This is a genomic window from Desmospora activa DSM 45169 (assembly GCF_003046315.1).
GTDB lineage: Bacteria > Bacillota > Bacilli > Thermoactinomycetales > DSM-45169 > Desmospora > Desmospora activa.
In genome coordinates this window covers 2009061-2027203 of the sequence record NZ_PZZP01000001.1, presented here as the reverse complement: position 1 = coordinate 2027203, position 18143 = coordinate 2009061, and the positions used below count along the sequence as shown (strand labels likewise).

The 18143-nt window shown below is 49.2% G+C and carries 20 protein-coding genes and 2 riboswitches; of the genes, 7 read left to right on the top strand and 13 right to left on the bottom strand.

Annotated elements, in window-relative coordinates; translation table 11 throughout:
* Positions 1–79: 79 nt before the first annotated feature.
* The 3 genes from C8J48_RS09875 to C8J48_RS09865 are packed head-to-tail and all read right to left on the bottom strand — an operon-like array spanning position 80 to position 3234.
* Positions 80–910, bottom strand: coding sequence for an energy-coupling factor transporter transmembrane component T family protein (locus tag C8J48_RS09875; protein WP_107727686.1), 831 nt, complete (start codon positions 908–910; stop codon positions 80–82).
* Entirely contained in the window at positions 910–2661 is a 1752-nt protein-coding gene (locus tag C8J48_RS09870; protein WP_107726365.1) for an ABC transporter ATP-binding protein, read from the bottom strand. The genes C8J48_RS09875 and C8J48_RS09870 overlap by 1 nt, the downstream gene beginning before the upstream one ends.
* A gap of 12 nt (positions 2662–2673) precedes the next feature.
* Positions 2674–3234, bottom strand: a complete 561-nt coding sequence (locus C8J48_RS09865) for an ECF-type riboflavin transporter substrate-binding protein (protein ID WP_107726363.1) — start codon at positions 3232–3234, stop codon at positions 2674–2676.
* A gap of 90 nt (positions 3235–3324) precedes the next feature.
* Positions 3325–3438, bottom strand: a riboswitch (SAM riboswitch).
* A 374-nt stretch (positions 3439–3812) separates the two neighbouring features.
* On the opposite strand from C8J48_RS09865, the gene queF reads away from it, so the two are divergent.
* From queF to C8J48_RS09850, 3 genes are all read left to right on the top strand, one after another.
* Positions 3813–4229, top strand: coding sequence for a preQ(1) synthase (gene queF, locus C8J48_RS09860; protein ID WP_107726361.1), 417 nt, complete (start codon positions 3813–3815; stop codon positions 4227–4229).
* A 62-nt stretch (positions 4230–4291) separates the two neighbouring features.
* Complete coding sequence (locus tag C8J48_RS09855) at positions 4292–5170, top strand: GNAT family N-acetyltransferase (RefSeq protein WP_107726359.1); 879 nt, start codon at positions 4292–4294, stop codon at positions 5168–5170.
* A gap of 252 nt (positions 5171–5422) precedes the next feature.
* Complete coding sequence (locus tag C8J48_RS09850; RefSeq protein WP_107726357.1) at positions 5423–6601, top strand: MFS transporter; 1179 nt, start codon at positions 5423–5425, stop codon at positions 6599–6601.
* A gap of 237 nt (positions 6602–6838) precedes the next feature.
* Here C8J48_RS09850 and C8J48_RS09845 read toward each other — a convergent pair whose 3' ends face one another.
* Both C8J48_RS09845 and C8J48_RS09840 read right to left on the bottom strand, forming a co-directional pair.
* Positions 6839–7357: an HAD family hydrolase gene (locus tag C8J48_RS09845; RefSeq protein WP_107726355.1), complete on the bottom strand. Its 519-nt coding sequence runs from the start codon at positions 7355–7357 to the stop codon at positions 6839–6841.
* Complete coding sequence (locus C8J48_RS09840; RefSeq protein ID WP_107726354.1) at positions 7309–7596, bottom strand: hypothetical protein; 288 nt, start codon at positions 7594–7596, stop codon at positions 7309–7311. Before C8J48_RS09840 ends, C8J48_RS09845 begins: the two co-directional genes overlap by 49 nt.
* A 191-nt stretch (positions 7597–7787) precedes the next feature.
* On the opposite strand from C8J48_RS09840, the gene C8J48_RS09835 reads away from it, so the two are divergent.
* The 3 genes from C8J48_RS09835 to C8J48_RS09830 are packed head-to-tail and all read left to right on the top strand — an operon-like array spanning position 7788 to position 9084.
* Positions 7788–8384, top strand: coding sequence for a TetR/AcrR family transcriptional regulator (locus C8J48_RS09835; protein WP_170105352.1), 597 nt, complete (start codon positions 7788–7790; stop codon positions 8382–8384).
* Positions 8384–8635: a DUF2306 domain-containing protein gene (locus C8J48_RS19285; RefSeq protein WP_342748243.1), complete on the top strand. Its 252-nt coding sequence runs from the start codon at positions 8384–8386 to the stop codon at positions 8633–8635. The genes C8J48_RS09835 and C8J48_RS19285 overlap by 1 nt, the downstream gene beginning before the upstream one ends.
* Positions 8617–9084: a hypothetical protein gene (locus C8J48_RS09830; protein WP_342748242.1), complete on the top strand. Its 468-nt coding sequence runs from the start codon at positions 8617–8619 to the stop codon at positions 9082–9084. Before C8J48_RS19285 ends, C8J48_RS09830 begins: the two co-directional genes overlap by 19 nt.
* A gap of 16 nt (positions 9085–9100) precedes the next feature.
* On the opposite strand, the gene C8J48_RS09825 is transcribed toward C8J48_RS09830, so the two are convergent.
* Together C8J48_RS09825 and C8J48_RS09820 are read right to left on the bottom strand one after the other, a co-directional pair.
* Positions 9101–9586, bottom strand: coding sequence for an SRPBCC family protein (locus C8J48_RS09825; protein WP_245891118.1), 486 nt, complete (start codon positions 9584–9586; stop codon positions 9101–9103).
* Between the two features lie 57 nt (positions 9587–9643).
* Positions 9644–10150: a VOC family protein gene (locus C8J48_RS09820; RefSeq protein WP_211316615.1), complete on the bottom strand. Its 507-nt coding sequence runs from the start codon at positions 10148–10150 to the stop codon at positions 9644–9646.
* Positions 10151–10502: 352 nt separating this feature from the next.
* Here C8J48_RS09820 and C8J48_RS09815 point away from each other — a divergent pair, with 352 nt between their 5' ends.
* Positions 10503–10991: a cysteine dioxygenase gene (locus tag C8J48_RS09815; RefSeq protein ID WP_107726348.1), complete on the top strand. Its 489-nt coding sequence runs from the start codon at positions 10503–10505 to the stop codon at positions 10989–10991.
* A 128-nt stretch (positions 10992–11119) separates the two neighbouring features.
* On the opposite strand, the gene codA is transcribed toward C8J48_RS09815, so the two are convergent.
* From codA to C8J48_RS09785, 6 genes are all read right to left on the bottom strand, one after another.
* Entirely contained in the window at positions 11120–12391 is a 1272-nt protein-coding gene (gene codA, locus C8J48_RS09810) for a cytosine deaminase (RefSeq protein ID WP_107726346.1), read from the bottom strand.
* Positions 12381–13634: a cytosine permease gene (codB, locus tag C8J48_RS09805; protein WP_107727684.1), complete on the bottom strand. Its 1254-nt coding sequence runs from the start codon at positions 13632–13634 to the stop codon at positions 12381–12383. The genes codA and codB overlap by 11 nt, the downstream gene beginning before the upstream one ends.
* A gap of 423 nt (positions 13635–14057) precedes the next feature.
* Positions 14058–14732 (bottom strand): methionine ABC transporter permease, encoded by a 675-nt coding sequence (locus C8J48_RS09800; protein WP_107726344.1) that lies wholly within the window; start codon positions 14730–14732, stop codon positions 14058–14060.
* On the bottom strand, positions 14704–15744 hold the full coding sequence (locus C8J48_RS09795; RefSeq protein ID WP_107726342.1) for a methionine ABC transporter ATP-binding protein: 1041 nt from the start codon (positions 15742–15744) through the stop codon (positions 14704–14706). The genes C8J48_RS09800 and C8J48_RS09795 overlap by 29 nt, the downstream gene beginning before the upstream one ends.
* A 23-nt stretch (positions 15745–15767) precedes the next feature.
* A complete protein-coding gene (locus C8J48_RS09790; protein ID WP_107726340.1) occupies positions 15768–16583 on the bottom strand; it encodes a MetQ/NlpA family ABC transporter substrate-binding protein in 816 nt (271 codons plus the stop codon).
* Positions 16580–17680 carry an iron-containing alcohol dehydrogenase family protein gene (locus tag C8J48_RS09785; RefSeq protein ID WP_170105350.1) on the bottom strand — a complete coding sequence of 367 codons (1101 nt, stop codon included), beginning with the start codon at positions 17678–17680 and terminating at the stop codon, positions 16580–16582. Before C8J48_RS09785 ends, C8J48_RS09790 begins: the two co-directional genes overlap by 4 nt.
* Positions 17681–17753: 73 nt before the next feature.
* Positions 17754–17862: riboswitch (SAM riboswitch) on the bottom strand.
* Positions 17863–18143: the final 281 nt, after the last annotated feature.

Genomic DNA, 18143 nt, shown 5'->3' with positions numbered 1-18143 from the left:
TATCTAAAAAGATGGTTCATACGATGGCCAAATAAAAAGACCCAAGGTGGGCCTTTAAACGATTTATAAATGGATATTTCTAAAATGGATACCACAACGGCAGTGAAAGCTTCACTTTCAAAAAAATGGCCGCACCCAAAGCAAGAATCGATAGAGCGGCGACCACAAAATCTACCGCTTGCAGGGGAGTGGCATGGTACCAGGTTCGTCGGGGGTGTTTGCCAAATCCTCTTAATTCCATCGCATTGGAGACTACTTCAATCCGTTGCAATGAGGAAGTGATGAGTGGAATGACGAGGGAGGTCACATTTCGGATTCGTTGGAGCAAAGGGGCTTCCCCTGTTTGGAATCCCATCCCCCGCGCCTGCTGTGAGTGAAGGATATGTTTGATTTCAGTCTGAATGTCAGGGATGTAGCGAAAGGCGATATTGAGCGCATAGGCGATTTTGTAGGGAACCCCGATCCGGTTGAGGCTGCAGGCAAACAGGCTGGGGTGGGTTGTATAGATAAAAATAAAGGTGATCGGTAACAGTGTTAAATATTTGAGAGAGAGTGTCAGCACAAAGTGGATGGTCTCCAGATAGATCGTGCCGATCGCACCCATTTGCAGGACAGGAGTTGCGCTTCCCGTCAACTCTGTGCCGTAGGCGGGGGTAATCAACAGGATAAAAACAGAATTGAGCAGATTGAAAGTGATCATCATCCATACAATCAATCGGATTGCTCGAAACGGGATTTTAGCGATCGTGATTAAGATGATTCCCAATACAAGCATCCATACAAAGATCCGCATATCTAAAAATAAGAAAGTGACAATGGTCCATACCAAGAATAATAATAGCTTGATACTCCCGTCTAAACGGTGGAAAAAGGTGTCGTTCGGGATGTAAAGGGTACCCATTCGGCTCATCATGTGTTTTCACCTGTTAAAGTTGTTGATTGATCCGTTGCGAGGGAAGTCAACCGCCCACGTTGCTGTCGCACATGCTGGATAAAGTGGGTTAACAAACGTTCTGGATCGAGTTGGGCCTGCCGAGCCAGAGTGGATAGGGAGGGCTCCGCCAGATTGGCTTGTTTGATTACACTGGAATCGGTCAGAATGCGGGTAACCTTGTCATCAGCTATAATCCGCCCCTGTGACAAAACAATGGCGCGGTCACTGTACTCCATCGCCAGGTGCAAATCATGAGTAATCAATAAAAAGGCGATTCCCTGCTGGGACAAGGAGTGGATGAACTGCATAAATTCTGTATAATGCCGATAGTCTTGCCCTGCGGTCGGTTCATCCAGGATGATCACTTGCGGTTCCAATGCCAGTATAGCTGCAACGGTAACTCGTTTTTTCTGTCCATAACTGAGAGCGGAAATGGGCCAGTTGCGATACGGATATAACCCGCAGGTCTCTAGTACTTCCCGCACTTTTTCATCGATTTGCTTTAGATCTGTCCCCTTCATTTTTAACCCCAGCGCTACCTCCTCGGTTACCAACTGTTGTGTGATCATCTGGTTGGGATTTTGCATGACATAGCCGATTGGTTGTCCGCGTTTTTTAATGGACCAGTGACGGATGCTTTTTCCATTGAGAGTGATATCACCGTTGGTAGGGGTATACATACCGGTGATCAAGTGGGCCAATGTCGACTTGCCGGCGCCATTATTCCCCAGGATGGAGACAATTTCGCCTTCATGGAGATCAAAAGTGATCCCCTGGAGGATTTCGGGTCCGTGGTTATAGGCGAAGCGAACGTTTTCCAGAGATAACACTGTAGATTTATGATCGGCATCGGTTGTTACTGGGACCGGTCGACACCAGTTGTGCAACGCTTGTGTAAGTGAAGGGGACAGGATGTGACGGATGTTGCTGAGGCGATCCGTCGGTTTCCACTCAGGCTGAAGGTGTTTGAGAGCCTCGACATATAACGGTTCCCGCAAGCCGACATCCCGTAGGATGCTGGTAGCGAGCAATTCATCCGGTGTGCCGATCGCTTGGATACTTCCTTGGTCCATAATCACCATGCGATCAATCGGTTGGCGCAGGACATCTTCAATCCGATGTTCAATAATAATTACCGTTTTACCGGTGCGTTGCCCAATTTCAACAATTAACGCCATCGCTTGTTGCGCACTGGCGGGATCCAAGTTGGCAAGGGGTTCATCAAACAGAAGCACATCACAAGACATAGAGAGGATACCGGCCAAAGAAACCCGCTGTTTTTGCCCGCCGGAACATTCATGGGGGCTTCGATCGATCCAGGGCAGCATATCGACCATATTCAGTGCGTGCTTGACCTCGATTTTCATCTGTTCCAGGGGAATGCCCTCATTCTCAAAAGCAAACGCAACATCTTCTCCTACGGTTAAACCGACAAACTGACCATCCTGATCCTGGAGGATGGTACCCACCACACGGCTGATATCGGACAGATGTTTCGGTTGAGGAGCAACTCCACGGATGAAAAGCTCCCCTGTGATCTCCCCGGGATATGAAAAGGGGATAAGCCCATTGATACAATGGGCCAGTGTCGATTTGCCGGAACCGCTTGGTCCGGCGATCAATATCATTTCCCCTGCTTGAATGTCCAGGTTGATCTTTTTTAGCGTCGGGTTGGATACATGTTTATAGCGAAAGCTAAAATCCTGAAACGAAAGGATGGCAGACATGAGCGGACTCCTTTAAACATCCAGTTTTAAGTTGGTGTTACGCCGGTTCCATTTGGTTAAGCCCAAGACGGCAGGAATCCCCAATGCCCCCAATACGATGACATTGGCGACCGAGGCGCCGATCACTTGCAGCACGACTTTGTCGGCGGGTTCTGACATCAACCACACATCGAGTGCTCCGGCTAACGAGACAGCAATGATAATGCCGATAAGGCCGGAGATGGCCAAAAAGACGAGATGTCTTCCCTTGACTTGGCCATCGTTGACGCTAAAGCCCTTATTGGTAAATACCAACCCCATAAACAGACCGGTGATGCCGGAACTTAACACCCATCCCCACCAAATGCCCCAACCGGAGATGAGGTCGGTCAGGAGATGCCCGATAAACCCGATCAAAAACCCGACCACCGGTCCAAACAATGCCCCAAAGATCACCAATAGGGCAACAGCAGGCTTAATAAAGGTGTTGGGTGCGATCGGAAATCCCAATAAGCCCAATATTCCGTATAAAGCTGATCCGATGCCGATCGTGACGACGGTTTTGGTGTTCAATTGAAAAAGGGAAGTAAACATGGTATCCGCTCCTTTTTTAAGATTTGGTGGAACGCGATCGTGCAAAATAAAAACCCTTTCCGAAGGAAAGAGTGGGACGGTGTGTCGTTCATCTTATCTTTCAGAAGATATCTGGTGATCTCTGTTGGATGTGGCACCTTTTTTGCGGTCAAATAGGTTGCTGGGCTTCATCGGGCCAAATCCCTCCGCCGCTCTTGATAAGATCAAGTATGTAGTTTTGAAAAAAAGATACGACAAAAGTACATAATACCAAAAGATATATTAGTATAGATCGATAAGGTCGTCAAGGTTTTCGACAGCGGGAGATGCATTGGTTTCTGTTTCCCGTCAAATAAAAAAAGAACGGCCAAAAGCCGTTTTTAAGGGGTAGACCAAGATAGAGAAGACATGATTCTAACTGGGTCGAGAAAGGGATGTTTTAATCTTAATCCAATCGATCGACGGTGTCAAGAACTAACGTTCGTATGAGCCTTAATTTTTTTATGGACGAGAGTGGACCAGTGTCAATTTCTCGAGGTTGCGTTGTATGGTAAAATGGATCGCGGTATGATGAGAGTGGATCAAAGGGGGAGAAATGGATGGCAGAGATTAATGTGGACCACAGTAAATATCAAAATATCCGCTTCGACATTCAAGATGAGTCGGCGATTATGACTGATATCTTGGAAACGATTCCTTATGAATATCCGGGTAAAGACATAGAAGTGGAGATTCCTACATCTGAATTTACCTCGGTATGTCCATGGTCGGGTTTGCCTGATTTTGCAGAGATTACGATTTCGTTTGTCCCGGGTCGCCATCTGATTGAGATGAAATCGTTAAAATACTACCTTACCTCCTATCGCAATGTGGGCATCTATCAAGAGCACGCCACCCGTCGTATTTTGGAGGAGCTGGTGGCAGTGTCCAAACCAAAGTGGATGAAGGTGGAAGCTTTATGGAACGCCCGTGGTGGGCTTGGCACGCGTGTGGTGGCGGAGTGGACGGGGGAATAACATATGAATGACCTGGCGTAAGCCGGGTTTTTTTGGTTCAATCAAAAAAAGGAGGGGATCTCATGGAGATGGTATTTCGATCGTTACATGAATACTCGTTTGAAGAGGCGACACAAATATGGAACCGCTGTTTTGAAGGATATCTGGTGGATGCTACGATGACGGTGGATCGATTTGTCCAACGGATGGGTATAGAAGGGCTGTCCCCGGCGCGATCGTTGGTGGCCGTTGCGGGAGAGGAACCGGTGGGGATCGTGCTAAACGGGCTAAGAACGGTACAGGGGAGAAAAGCGGCATGGAACGGAGGAACCGGTGTAGCGGTACCCTACCGGGGAAAAGGGCTGGGCACAGCGTTGCTGGAAGCGACAATGGCTCTGTATCAACGGGAACAGGTGGAGATCGCCACATTGGAAGCCTTTGAAAAGAATAAAAAAGCCATTTCTCTGTATGAGAAGATGGGGTATCGTGTGGTTGACCGGCTGCTTTTTCTGGAAAAAACGGGGACGCTGGATGTTGCGTTGTTAAAAGAGCGGCAGTCATACCGGGTACAGATCGGAAGCGCCGGTGAAGTGTCATCGTTATCATTTTATCCGTCACTGTCCCCTTGGCAAACAGACTGGGAGGGAATCAAGGACGGCATGGCGGCTATTGTTCGTGACGGAGATGGGGAGTCGGTTGGTTATGCCCTCTTTAAACGTGTTTATCACACTAATGGAACATTGGAAGCAATCATTTTGTATCAATGTCGTACAAAACCAGGGGCAAACGATCCGGATGCCGTTATCCGTTCTCTGATACAAGCAGCTTTTTCGCCGTTGGATACCGCCTGTAAAAGGAGTACGTTTAATCTGAGCACTACAGATGAGCGAGTTGTGAGGATATTGGAATCCGTTGGATTTACCCACTCCCTCGCTCAGGTATGGATGGTGAAAAAATACTAGCCACAACTTGAAGTTGCTTCATACGGGTTATCTTTGTATGAGGCATGCCAAATCGTGATTGATGTAGTAACGTATCGATCAACATAGTGGAAAATGCGATCATTTCATAATGGATGAACAAACCAGGCAATATGAGATTACGTTGCCTTTCTCACCATTGCGGCAAACAGGCGACAGGCGTACAATGGCATCAGTCGGTAAAAAACGGAAAGAGAAAGCCCTTTCTAAAGAGAGGGCGGAGATGGGGGAACAATGGCACAGACGAAAGAGCGTTGGATCTTTAGTTCGTTGTTCTTTTTGGTCTTTTTTGGCTATGGGGGCTTCTTTCCTTTGTTGAGTGTTTATTTTCGCGATGAAATGGGACTGACGGGGACACAGATCGGGGCGATCCTCTCCATTGGACCAATCGTGATGGTGTTTGCTCAACCGATATGGGGAATCATCTGTGATTATACCCAGCGTTCAAACGAGGTGCTGATTCTGGCGGTGGCGGTAACGGGAACCATCGGCTTAGGATATCTGCTGTTGGAGCAATATGTGTGGTTGTTGCTGTTGGCGGCGGCGTTGGCAGCGTTTCAGGCGGCGATTGTGCCCATTTCGGACAGTATCGCGATGAACTATGTTCACCGGGTTGGAGGCGACTACGGCAATATTCGCTTATGGGGAGCGGTCGGATTTGCGGTCGCGGCATTTATCATGGGGGAGATGTCGGATCGCTGGGGATTGGTTGTTATCTTTTTCGGTTTTGCCGGGGCCTTGTGGTTGAGTGCATTAACCGGATTGGCGTTACCAAAGGAAAGGGTTGCATTTGATCTCAATTTGCGGACAGGGTTGAGTCGCTTGCTGAAACTGCCCCGGTTTGGCCTGTTTTTGGTGGCGACGTTTTTGGTGTTTGGTCCGGTACATGCCAATAATGTGTACTTCAGTCTGCTGGTACAGGACTTAGGTGGAACCTTGGCGGGAGTGGGGTTGGGGTTTCTTCTCGCCGCCGGCAGTGAAGCGCCTTTTATGAAGTTTGCCGCAAAATGGATACGACAACGAGGGTTACTGACGGTAACTATTCTCGCCGCAGTAGTATCAGGAGGCCGTTGGTTGCTTTACGCCTTTGAACCCTCGCTGTCGCTCGTTTACGTGAGCACGATCACCCAAGGTTTTTCCGTTGGATTGTATATCCCCGCCGCTTTGGAGTATATCCGTTCCATCGTCCCCAAAGAAGTGCGGGCGACGGCAATTTCACTTTATGCCGCAGCCGGTGTGGGACTGGGCAATTGGTTTTTTGCACTTGTAGGAGGGGCGATTATGGATCACTACCCCATTTTCACTATGTATATGATGTTTGGGGTAATGACGTTATTGGGTGCGGGTATTCTCATTGGGGTGAAGCGGATGGAGAAAAAAGCGCGATCAGCGGAGGCGGATTCGTTGATATGATCCAAACACGGAAGCGGAAACGGCTGAAAAAGCAGCGTTTCCGCTACGTTTGGGGCATTAACTACCGATAATGAAAGTGTATCGGAAGTTAGAAAGGCGATCGACGAGAGGTGGGAAATTTGTTTGCCGATGCAGACGATGCGATTTTTTTGATGCGTAAACGGATAGATGGGGTTGATGCCCTAAGGTGCACTCACTTGGTTAATTTTCCAAACGGGAGATTCTCCTGGGTTTCCCTCAAGGATTGTGGAGTGCTGAAACAGAGGAATATCCCCTCATAATGGTAAACAGATCACCCAATCGCTGTAACGTCCAATCCGGGGGCGGAAGATCGTTGGGCCAATCGGCGTGATTTTGTAACCAGGCCGTTTTCATTCCAACAGCGGCAGCACCGTGGATATCGTTATGAGGATGGTCGCCGAAAAAGAGGCAAGTTTCCGGTGGAACTTGTAGGCGATAAGCTGCTTTTAAAAATAAGGCGGGGTCCGGTTTCTTTCGTCCTTCTTGCTCGGATACCAACACGACATCTAATAAGGGGAGAACGCCGATGGATGCGGCGTTTTTTTGTTGGAACGGGGTCTCGCCGTTGGTGATAAGAAAGGTGTGGATTCCTTGTGCCCGAAGATGGTGTAAGAGGGAGCGGCTGTGTGGCATTGCGATGCAGTGACGAAAGAACTGTGTGCGGTATTCCGTCAACAACTGTTTTGCTAAGGGGCGATCATCCCTGGTATCGGTTTTCGGTCCTCCCCTTCCCATTGGTACCGAGATGCACCTTTACCTCCTAGTGAAAAATGGTTTATCAGCTTTGTATAAACGACTTCTTTACTTACATATCCGCCGCGATCCCAGTCGATGAAGCGCTCACACCAATCTTGCAGGGAAATGCTTCGGCGGATCAAAGGATGCTGGCCATGTTGCCAGCGGATAAAACGGAGCAGGGAAGCACTGCGATGAAGTAGCGTTTCGTCTAAGTCAAAGCCGACGGCATGGACCATGATGATTGCTCCTTTCAAAGGTGGTCGCGCTCTTTTATCCCAACTTTTACCCATGGGATATCTTTCTTTGCGATACGGGTCAATGGCGCTTGGATATCATTCGGGAGGGAAGGGGATTTTTCCTGCCGCTTGACATACCGACCGTCGGTCTATAAACTGGATATTATAGTAATGGAGGAGGGGTTTGGTTGGTGCGAGTTGGAAAGGGATCGAGCTATCCGATTTTGCTGGAAACGACGGAAGCGTTAATCCGAGAGAAAGGATGCCAGCAGACAACACTAAAGGAGATTATGGAAAGCTCAGGTTTGTCCAAAGGAGCCATCTACCATTATGTAAAAAGCAAAGATGAGCTATTTGGATTGGTGTTAAAAGAGCGACTGGCAAAAGTAAATCAACGATTTCAGGAGGCGGTTAACACCGACAGTCCGGATTTAGAAACACCGCTGGCAGCGATTGTACAGGGGATGACCCATGTGGATAACCCTGAGGATGTAACCAATCGCATCTTTATCTATTTGTTGGGAAAAAATGAAGATCCTACGGTGGAAGCACTATTAAAAGAGGGTTACCGCATCGCAGAGGAAAATGCGGTGGATTGGATTGAGGCGGGGCAGGAGAATGGGGTGATTTCAAAAGAGATCGATGCCAAAAAGACGGCTCACCTCTTTATCGTTCTCTCCTATGGGTTGCGAGTGCGAGCGATGGTGGAGCCGGATAACCCGGCGTTTCGTCTGGAGGATTTGCACGCTTATATGCACAATATTCTGCGCGGTGGAGGGATGGGCTAATGGTGTGGTTTCAACTCTTTTTGGTATTGCATATTGTGGCGGGCTTTGTGGCCTTGGCTGTATTTGCGATTCCGATTCTATCCCGAAAAGGCGGGAGAGTTCACGTCGTTACTGGGTGGATATATACATGGGCGATGAGTGTAGTAGCTGTCTCTGCATGGGTGATGGGGATTTATCGCATCGGGTGGGACCCCGATAAAACGGCGGAGTCGGTGCCTTTGCATGGTTTTTATTGTTTATTGGGGTATTAAGTGCCGCTACGGCTTGGTATGGGATGCGGGTACTTCGCCAGAAAAAAAGAACAACCCCTCATCGTGGAATGGTTGATGTAGGATTTTCGCTGGCGCTGTTGGTGGCGGGAGTGGCTGTGACTCTCTATGGGGTGGCTCAGGGAAATGCGTTATTGACTTGGTTTCCACTGGTAGGGATTGCGTTAGGGGTTTCTCAATTGTTTTATTGGCTACGCCCTCCCCAGGACCGCATGCATTGGTGGTATGAACATCTAACTGGGATGTTGAGCTGCTCGATCTCTACCATTACTGCCTTTACGGTGTTTGGAGCTCCTCGTCTGTTGGGGATGGAAGTGGCACCGTTGTGGCTGTGGTTTGCCCCAACCGTGTTGTTGGCACCGGTGATTACCGGGTTTAATGTCTATTATCGGTTGAAGTTTCAAAGGAAAAAAAGAGCGGATGACAAATAGAAAAAATCGATTTGCTTTATGGCTGTGTCACGATGTAGGTAGCGAGATTCTCCAAGGTTGATCGCATACCGGCTTCGTGATCTTCCTGCTGTATGCCTTTGGGCACGTTCTCACAAACGATGGTGACTTCGGTGCTTTCCTGGACGGCTGTCAGCGTCCATGTCATGGTCATTCGGCCTGCAAACGCAGGGTCCTCGGAATCAAATTCAACCAGCTGCACGATCCGTTCGTTCGGGACCAGTTCCAAGAATCGTCCTTGGACAACATCCGAGTGTTCTGATGTTTTTCCAGCTATTGAGGGGTCCGGTTCGACATAGGTGAGGGACATTCGATAGGTTCCTCCTTCTTGCGCGTCAAACGAATAAAGATGACCTTTCATGCCCTTCGGCGGCAGCCATGAAACCAAGGCTTCCGGGTCTAAAAACGCTTGATAAATGGTGTGTGGAGATGCGGCAATTACTTTCGATGCAGAGTCCGTTCTCTTGTCGAACGTATGGGTCAAGACGGATTCCTCCTTGCGGGTGTGTAAAGATGATAACATTCCTTAAACGAACTTTTTTTATTTGCCCTCATAAGCGTGCTTTAACGTTTCAATATTAATTTTTTTCTCTGTTTGCAGCAGGGCTTTCATCACTCTTTGTGATTTTTCAGGATCGGGATCGCTGATCATTTCATTTAAAACGGTGGGAACAATCTGCCATGACACGCCGAACTTGTCTTTTAGCCAACCGCACACTTGTGCTTTTTCGTCACCTCCGTCAGACAATTTTCCCCAATAATAATCCACTTCTTCTTGATTAGCGCAATAAACGATAAATGAGATGGCTTCATTGAATGTAAAATGCGGACCGCCGTTTAAGGCGACGAAATCCTGCCCATCGAGCCGGAAATCCACAGTCATGACGGAACCCTCTGGCATTCCGTGAATTTCACTCCCTTCTTTTCCGTAATGTGTGGTCCTTTCAATCTTGGAATTGGTAAAAACGGAGACGTAAAACTCTGCCGCCTGTTCAGCTTGTGTGTCAAACCACAAATTTGGGGTGATTCTTGTGATTTTGTTGTTCACTGTGTTTCCCTCCCATTTTTTATAGCCTTTCATGCCTTTAGGAGGCCCGAAAGCCAAGGCCATGTGTCCCAATACAGCCATGCAACCAATGCATTTTATTGAAGGTGAGTGACAAGAAAATGGTTTTGTTTTGTCCGCTGTCTCGACAAATTAAATGTAGCATAAGAAATCAGTTACGATTTCTTATGCTTTGCTGTATTTTCTATACCTGATCGTTGAATATGTGGGGTTGGGCGGGAAAATTAAAGCCGTGTATTTATAAAGGTTGAAGGAACCTCTTCTTATCGACAACATAATATGGATTTCGAATCCTAAGTAATCAAGTCAAGTTTAAGTGAGAAGAGGGGAAAAGATGAATTTAGCTCAACAATTGCGCGATTTTCTTGAGTCGGTTGAGCAGCCTTGTACCAGGAAGGTGGAAAAAGCGATCCAAACGACTGGTTGTACACTTGAACGGATCGCTCCATTTATCAAGGGACCCGGAGATCGATTAAAATACGGAAGAAATGTAATTCTGCGTTCGGATTTATTTGAGGGCCTTGTTATCAACCTGCCTGGGGGAGTGGCGACTCCCGTTCATGACCACGGTGAATCGATGGGATGTGTTTACGTCATTTCCGGTGCCTTTATCAATCGCTTATACATGGTGGAAGAGAATTCGTCGAAAGTGATGCCATTTTCGGAAAGCCGGGTTGACAAAGGGGAATCCCTTTTCATTGAGCGGGGAGTGATCCACTCCATGTACAATCCGGGAAAAGAGCGGATGATTTCCCTTCATGTCTATTTTCCACCGCTTAGCGGTAACCGCATTTATCCTTCAGAAGTGGTTGAGAGTTTTTGAACTCCTAGGATTTCACAAAAAAATCGCCGAGAACCGGCGATCAGATGGTGAATTTACGTTTCCTGTAGCTGGGGCGGGTAAGTGTGTAACGGCGGGTATTCCCCCCTCACAGCCTGAGAAAAAAGCCCTTAGTGGGGCCTTTTTTGAAAGGTGATCCGTTCTGTATTCTCCAGTTCGATGAGTGTTGTTGCCGGTTGTGTTCGGGCGATTACTTTTCCGTTTCGCACCGAGTATAGTACCGGCGCTTGCCGGCGGATCGCGTCGTATTCGTCTTCTGCCGCCAGGATGATAAAGTTGGCCGGTTTTCCTTCTTCGATGCCGTACCGGTCGGCGATATTTAACGTGTTGGCGCTGTTGGTTGTGATTAAATCGATGGCGTTGATGATCTGTTCATAACCCATCAGCTGTGTAACATGGATACCCAGATGTAAGACTTGAAGCATGTTTCCGGTACCCAAGGGATACCAGGGATCGATTAAATCATCATGGCCGAAACAAACATTGATCCCCGCTTCCGTCAACTCTTTTACCCGGGTGATGCCGCGTCGTTTGGGGTAGTGATCAAACCGTCCCTGTAGATGGATATTGACCAAGGGGTTGGCCACAATGTTGATGTCCGCCAGTTTTAACAGCCGAAACAGCTTAGAGGTATAGGCGTCGTTGTAAGAGTGCATCGCGGTAGTATGGCTGGCGGTCACTCTGTTGCCCATATCGAGACGATACGCTTCAGCGGCCACCGTTTCCACAAAACGGGATTGTTCATCATCGATTTCATCGCAGTGGATATCGACTAAACGGTCATATTTGGCAGCCAGGGCGAGTGCCATCTTGACGGATTCGACGCCGTACTCCCGTGTAAATTCAAAATGGGGAGTCGCTCCGACAGCATCCGCCCCCATCCGGATCGCTTCTTCCAATAGCTCAGCCCCTTGAGGGAAGGATAGGACTCCCTCCTGGGGAAAAGCGACAATCTGCACATCGACCCAGGGTTTCATCTCACTTTTGACTTCCAGCATCGCTTGTAGCGCCGTCAGCTGGGGATCGGTGATATCGACGTGGGTGCGGATAGATTGGATCCCCTGTGCGATCTGCCATTTTAATGCTTGTTTGGCTCGTGTTTTCACATCTTCGATCGTCAGCCGCTCTTTTCGTTCCGCCCAGCGTTCAATCCCTTCAAACAACGTTCCGCTTTCATTCCAACGGGGTTCACCGGCAGTTAAGGCGGTATCCAGGTGGACATGAGGTTCCACAAAAGGGGGTAACAGCAGCTGTCCTTCAGCATCGATCACCGGCTGCTCTAAAGGGTTAAAGTCTTTCCCGATTCGGGTGATGATTCCGTCTGTGACGACGATGTCCCACAGATCGGCACTGCCCCTTAATTTGGCCCGTTTAATCAGCATATACCTTCTCCTTTTTCGCAGTGATCAATGTGAGTATAGCATAAAGGATACCGGATCCCAGGATTGCATTTAACGGTGGGATTCCAGGAGCAAATATTGCGAGGATCACGCCACCGATCCAGGCAAGGATCGCCACCCAATTGATCATTTGAAAGGTTGCCTCGGACCACGGGCCAATTTTACCGCGCCGGATGAGGAAATAGTCGGTCAGAATGATCGCCCCGATCGGCGGCAAGGTAGATCCGAGAAAGGTGAGCCAGTCGATAAAATGATAATAAAGCCACAACGCCATTACCGTGCCCAGTATGCCGTTAAATATGACGGTGACGGTTTTAGGGAGCTTAGTGATGTTGGAAAAACCGAGCCCAGAGGCGTATAACGCATTATCGTTGGTTGTCCAGATATTTAATCCCAGCACGATAATGGCGGGAATGATCAGTCCTTGTAAAAACATCACTTCCGCGATATCCGATTCACCGGTAGCTACTGCACCGGCGGCGCCAAAGGCGAACATGAGGGAGTTACCGATAAAAAAGGCGATAACAGTCGTAATGACACTAATCCCTTTCGTTTTAGCGAAGCGGGCAAAGTCAGGCGTCAACGTTCCACCGCTGATAAAAGAGCCGATCACAATCGTCAAAGCTGCCGCCAGTGATAGGGTGTCCGTCGGCTGGTACCGGATCAGCTCGTCCCATCCACCGATAGAGTCGACCGCCCGAAAGACGGAGAGGCTTCCCAATAGGGTAATGGCGGGAACGGCGATAAAGCTGAGAATGGTTAACGCTTTTATCCCGAAATAAGCGGTGACAGTCATCAAGAGGCCGGCAACGACGATCAAGATAGAAATGTTTATCCCGGTCACTTTTTGTACCGGCAAGGCAAACATGGTGACTCCGACCCCAAACCAACCCACTTGTGTGATTCCTAGCAAAAAGGAAGCGAGATAAGAGCCTTTTTCGCCAAAGGCGTAACGGGCCAGCAAATGAGTGGATAGTCCGGTGCTTGCTGCGATATAGCCCAACAAGCCGGTGTAAGCCCCGAGGATCAAGTTACCGAACAGGATCACGATCAAAAAATCTTTTATCGTTAATCCGGTACCCAGTGTTCCTCCGGAAATCATGCTAGCTGAAAAAAAGGTAAAGCCGAGCATCACCGCAAACATCGCCCAAAATCCCCGGCGGTGGGAAGGGGCTACCGGGGATAAGGCAAAGTCTCGGTTTGCGGGATTTTGTTGGTCGCTCATGATCGTTCCTCCATAGGTTGTCGTGGGAATGTGAGATAAATTGACATAGATATCTATTATCTTAACCAGTGCCGTGGAAAGGGTCAACAAAGAGCGCGATTGGTGTATGTGGAAATGATGTCCATTATCCTCCGCCTCTATAAATAAAGCTTCCCGCTGAGGGAAGCTTAAGGCTGCTGAAAACTGGTCGGGGTGGTTATCCGTCTCCGCTCCATGCACTACAAAGCACAAGTCTCACTACAGTCGCTTCGTTCCTGAGTCTCACTGTGCCCAGCGGAGTCTCCTTAGACCCCAACCGTTTAGCGGCTACACATGCTTTTCTTTTGGCCGCTGATTGGGGACGAAAGATGGAGCGGACAGCCCCACATCCTTGAGAGGGAAAGAGGAGCGAAACGGAAGTCGTGACCCAGGACCACTTTGTCATCAATCCTTTTTCAAGGTGGCTGCCAGACGGTTTCCGATTGATTGCAATCCTTGTACCAATAGGATCAGCAAAATGACGGTCACATACATCACATCGGCTTCATAGCGGAGGTGGCCAAAGCGATAGGCAAGGTCGCCCAATCCGCCGCCACCGACCAAACCGGCCATCGCTGTAGCGCCGATCAGGCCGATGGTGGCGATGGTCAATCCCAGCACAATCGAGGGACGGGCCTCTCGCACCATCACATGCCAGATGATTTTGTGGGTGGGGATGCCCATCGATTCATACGCTTCCAACACCCCGCGATCCACTTCCAACAACGCCGATTCCATCAAGCGGGCAATATAGGGAGCGGTGTAGACCACTAGCGGAACAATTACGCCTGTGACGCCGATGCTGGTTCCAACGACCCATTTGGTAAAAGGTAGGATAAAGAATAGGAGAATGATAAAGGGAATCGAACGGATGATATTGATAATGGCGTTTAGGATTTGATAAACCCAACGATTGGAAAGGCTTGCTCCCGGTCGGGTGAGTACCAGCAATATCCCTAGTGGTAAGCCAATCGCCACCGCGATCGCTAGGGCAATCGACGTCATCTGGAAGGTTTCCACCGTCGCTTGCCCGATTTGATCTCCCCATCGGTCAAGAAATTCGTTGATCGCGGCGATCATGGTACTCCACTCCTTTCACGCGAATCTGTTGCTCTTCGAGGAAACGAATCGCCCGTTGGGTCTCTTCCGGTTTTCCTTTTAAATGAACCATCAAGCGGCCGTAGGGCTGCTGTTTTAGTTGGGTGATATTGCCCGACAAGATATTGGGATAAACATCAAACCGCTTTGCCACTGTAGCCAGGGCGGGATCGCCGGATTGAGCCCCTACAAAGGAGAGGGTGACGATCGGGCCGCTATCCTTCAATTCCGCCATAAGTGCGGGAGGGAGGTCCTGTGGGAAGAGGCTGTTGATAAATTTTTTGGTGGTGGGATGTTGTGCCTCGGTAAAAATGGTTAGCACATCCCCCTGTTCCACGATCTCTCCATCTTCCATTACCGCCATGCGATCGCATACTTTTTGGATGACGGCCATCTCATGGGTGATCAACAGGATGGTGATGCCCAATTCCTCGTTGATCTTCAGCAACAATTGCAGAATCGATTCTGTCGTATCGGGGTCCAAGGCACTAGTGGCTTCGTCACTCAACAATACCTCTGGTTCATGGGAGAGGGCGCGGGCGATGGCCACCCGCTGTTTTTGACCGCCCGACAGTTGCGCCGGATATGCGTCTTTCCGTTCAGTTAAGCCTACAATATCCAGATAAGTGTCTACTCGCCGTTCCACTTCTTGCTTGGAGTGTCCGGCCAAACGAAGCGGGATGGCGATGTTGTCTCGAACCGTCGCCGTTTTTAGCAAATGAAAGCCTTGAAAGATCATCCCGATCCGTTTACGCGCCTCCCGCAATCGCTGGGGGGAGAGGGCGGTCAACTCCTCGTCGCCAACTACTACCGTACCTTCTGTCGGCCGTTCCAACAGGTTGACACAACGGATCAGGGTGCTCTTGCCTGCGCCACTGTAGCCGACCACTCCAAAGATCTCACCCTTTTTTACATGGAGGGAGACCTGATTTAAAGCTTTGACAGCCCCTTTTTTCGTTTGGAATGTCTTGCTGATCTCCGTTAATCGGATCATGGGAATCTCCTTTCACGCTGCCCTTACCACGAGGGAAGGACGGATCCTTCGTATTTTTCCTGAATAAAGGCTTTTACTTCTTCGGAATGATACGCTTTTTCCAGCTTCTTCAGGACGGAATCATCCTTATTTTCGGTACGGACGGCCATCAGGTTGACGTGGGGAGAGTCTTTTCCCTCGATAAAAATGGAATCCTCTGTTGGAACAAAGCCGTGTTCAATGGCAAAATTGGTGTTAATCGCCGCTGCGTCCAACTCGCTCAGTTGTCGCGGAATTTGAGAAGCTTCTAATTCCACAAACTGAACGTTCTTTGGATTATCTACGATATCCGCTGGAGTGGCGAGTGTCCCGGAATCTTCTTTTAACTTGATCACACCGGCCTTTTCAAACAATTGCAGGCCGCGGGCTTCGTTGACGGGATCATTGGGAACACCTAGTTTTGCTCCCTTGGGAATCTTTTTGATATCCTCGATCTTGTCGGAATAGATGCCCATGGGGAACGTGACGGTATCAAATACGGCCACTATATCCAGGTTGCGATCTTCCTTGAATTGTTCCAAATAGGGGTGTGTTTGGAAGCTGTTTGCGTCCAATTCATTTTCCGCTAAAGCGACATTGGGCATCACATATTCATTAAACACTTTCAGCTCAATCTCAAGACCGTCTTCAGCGGCTACTTCCTTCACTTTTTCCATAATCTCTTCATGGGGGCCGGCGGTAACGCCAATGACCAGTTTATCGTCGGGAAGTGGACCGCCGGATTGGTCAGCACCGCCGCCGCAAGCGGATAAAATTAAAATCAAGGCGGCTAAGCCGGCAAAACGGGTGAGTGATTTCATTGTGTTGTCTCCTCTCGGATTGCATTTGTCAATGGTTCTAATCGTTGAAAGGCGTCAATCAGATCCTCTACGGTAACATTGTCGTCCATGAGATGGATCGACTCTTCTGGTGCCAGTGTGGCTTGTGCCAGGGTTAGGAGTTGATCGTGATCAGTGGGGTCCAATCCCAGCTCAGTCAAGGAAGAAGGGAGTCCCACGTTGTGATAGAAGGGAAGGAGGCGCTTGATTTCCTGCTCTTGTTGCAACAGAGCCAGTTGTACCAAAATTCCATATGCCACTTTATCCCCGTGCAGCCACCGGTCAGTTGTCGGTAGTCGAGTAAGGCCGTTATGAACGGAGTGGGCGGCAGCGGTGCGGCCGTATCGTTCAGCAAAGCCGCCCACGGTTCCACCCAGCACCAAAATGGCATCCACCACCCGTTGAAAAGCGGGGGTTACCTGCTGCTGTTTGGCGGTGTGCAATGCTTCCTCCCCGTCGGCCAGCAACACTTCGCGGCAGAGGAGAGCGGCCTTTAAACCCATCCGGACCGGTACGGGCGGATGGTCAAGGGAGGTGGCGAGCACTTCTGCTTCATACCATTTGGCCAGTGTGTCACCGATACCGGCACGCAGCCCGGTCAGCGGAGCTCGCACCAGAATTTCCGGTTCTACCCATACGGCAGTGGGAGCATGGGGATGAATATCATAGCGGATAAACGAACCGCTCTCATCATAATAGACACTCAAAGGCGTATAGGCCGCACAAGTGGCGGGAAAGGTGGGGATCAACAGATGGGGTAGCCCGATTTGGTTGGCGACCGCTTTGGTGATATCCATCCCTTTGCCGCCACCCACCCCGATGATGATATCCGTCTGTGCAGCGGATATCTGTTGTACCAATCGCTTCACTTCCTGATCGGTACACTTCCCTCGATAAGGCACCTCTTTGCATCGGTCCAAGATTGTAGGAGGAAGATAAGGGTGGGCCGCCTCCCAAGAGGGTTCGCCGTGAATCAAAGCTCCTCGTCTCCACCCCCGTTCCTCCCACAGTGACTCCAATCGGTCTAATACGCCGTTTTCGTGCAGATAATGATCCGGTCCCGGCCGTACAGGAATCATTCTCATTCCTCCCATCACAATAGAAAATCGCTTCCCTGATAAGAGGGAAGCGATGGGGTTCTCAGTCGCTTTCCTCTTATCTATCAGGATCAAAACATCCTGCAGGAATTGGCACCTATACTGCAGATACAGTCGGTTGCCGGGCGTCATCGGGCCAGTCCCTCAGCCTCTCTGGATAAGAGTTTAGTCGTATATCGTTTTTCTGATCATTGCGATTGGAATTACTACGGATTATAGAGCGACTCTGACAAAGCGTCAAGCGTAAGGGGGATAGTTGTTTAATTCGGACAGTTGGAAGCCTTTTCAAGGGAGCTTTCATAAGAAATCACGGCTGTAGTGAAAATGGTCTGTGTTCAGTTGGTTAGGTAGTATACAGCGGAAGGATTGATTGATGATTTGACAGAATGCAAACGGGAGGGTTTCGACTACAGGGAATCGATTATTTCGAAATATAAGCCGATTG

Coding starts and splice junctions, on each gene's coding strand:
- C8J48_RS09840 (WP_107726354.1), bottom strand. CDS start 7,596: ATGGTCCATGCCGTCGGCTTTGACTTAGACGAAACGCTACTTCATCGC.
- codB (WP_107727684.1), bottom strand. CDS start 13,634: ATGAGCGACCAACAAAATCCCGCAAACCGAGACTTTGCCTTATCCCCG.
- C8J48_RS09845 (WP_107726355.1), bottom strand. CDS start 7,357: ATGGGAAGGGGAGGACCGAAAACCGATACCAGGGATGATCGCCCCTTA.
- C8J48_RS19285 (WP_342748243.1), top strand. CDS start 8,384: ATGGTGTGGTTTCAACTCTTTTTGGTATTGCATATTGTGGCGGGCTTT.
- C8J48_RS09785 (WP_170105350.1), bottom strand. CDS start 17,680: ATGATTCCTGTACGGCCGGGACCGGATCATTATCTGCACGAAAACGGC.
- C8J48_RS09800 (WP_107726344.1), bottom strand. CDS start 14,732: ATGATCGCCGCGATCAACGAATTTCTTGACCGATGGGGAGATCAAATC.
- C8J48_RS09815 (WP_107726348.1), top strand. CDS start 10,503: ATGAATTTAGCTCAACAATTGCGCGATTTTCTTGAGTCGGTTGAGCAG.
- C8J48_RS09875 (WP_107727686.1), bottom strand. CDS start 910: ATGAGCCGAATGGGTACCCTTTACATCCCGAACGACACCTTTTTCCAC.
- C8J48_RS09790 (WP_107726340.1), bottom strand. CDS start 16,583: ATGAAATCACTCACCCGTTTTGCCGGCTTAGCCGCCTTGATTTTAATT.
- codA (WP_107726346.1), bottom strand. CDS start 12,391: ATGCTGATTAAACGGGCCAAATTAAGGGGCAGTGCCGATCTGTGGGAC.
- C8J48_RS09855 (WP_107726359.1), top strand. CDS start 4,292: ATGGAGATGGTATTTCGATCGTTACATGAATACTCGTTTGAAGAGGCG.
- C8J48_RS09795 (WP_107726342.1), bottom strand. CDS start 15,744: ATGATCCGATTAACGGAGATCAGCAAGACATTCCAAACGAAAAAAGGG.
- queF (WP_107726361.1), top strand. CDS start 3,813: ATGGCAGAGATTAATGTGGACCACAGTAAATATCAAAATATCCGCTTC.
- C8J48_RS09850 (WP_107726357.1), top strand. CDS start 5,423: ATGGCACAGACGAAAGAGCGTTGGATCTTTAGTTCGTTGTTCTTTTTG.
- C8J48_RS09870 (WP_107726365.1), bottom strand. CDS start 2,661: ATGTCTGCCATCCTTTCGTTTCAGGATTTTAGCTTTCGCTATAAACAT.
- C8J48_RS09865 (WP_107726363.1), bottom strand. CDS start 3,234: ATGTTTACTTCCCTTTTTCAATTGAACACCAAAACCGTCGTCACGATC.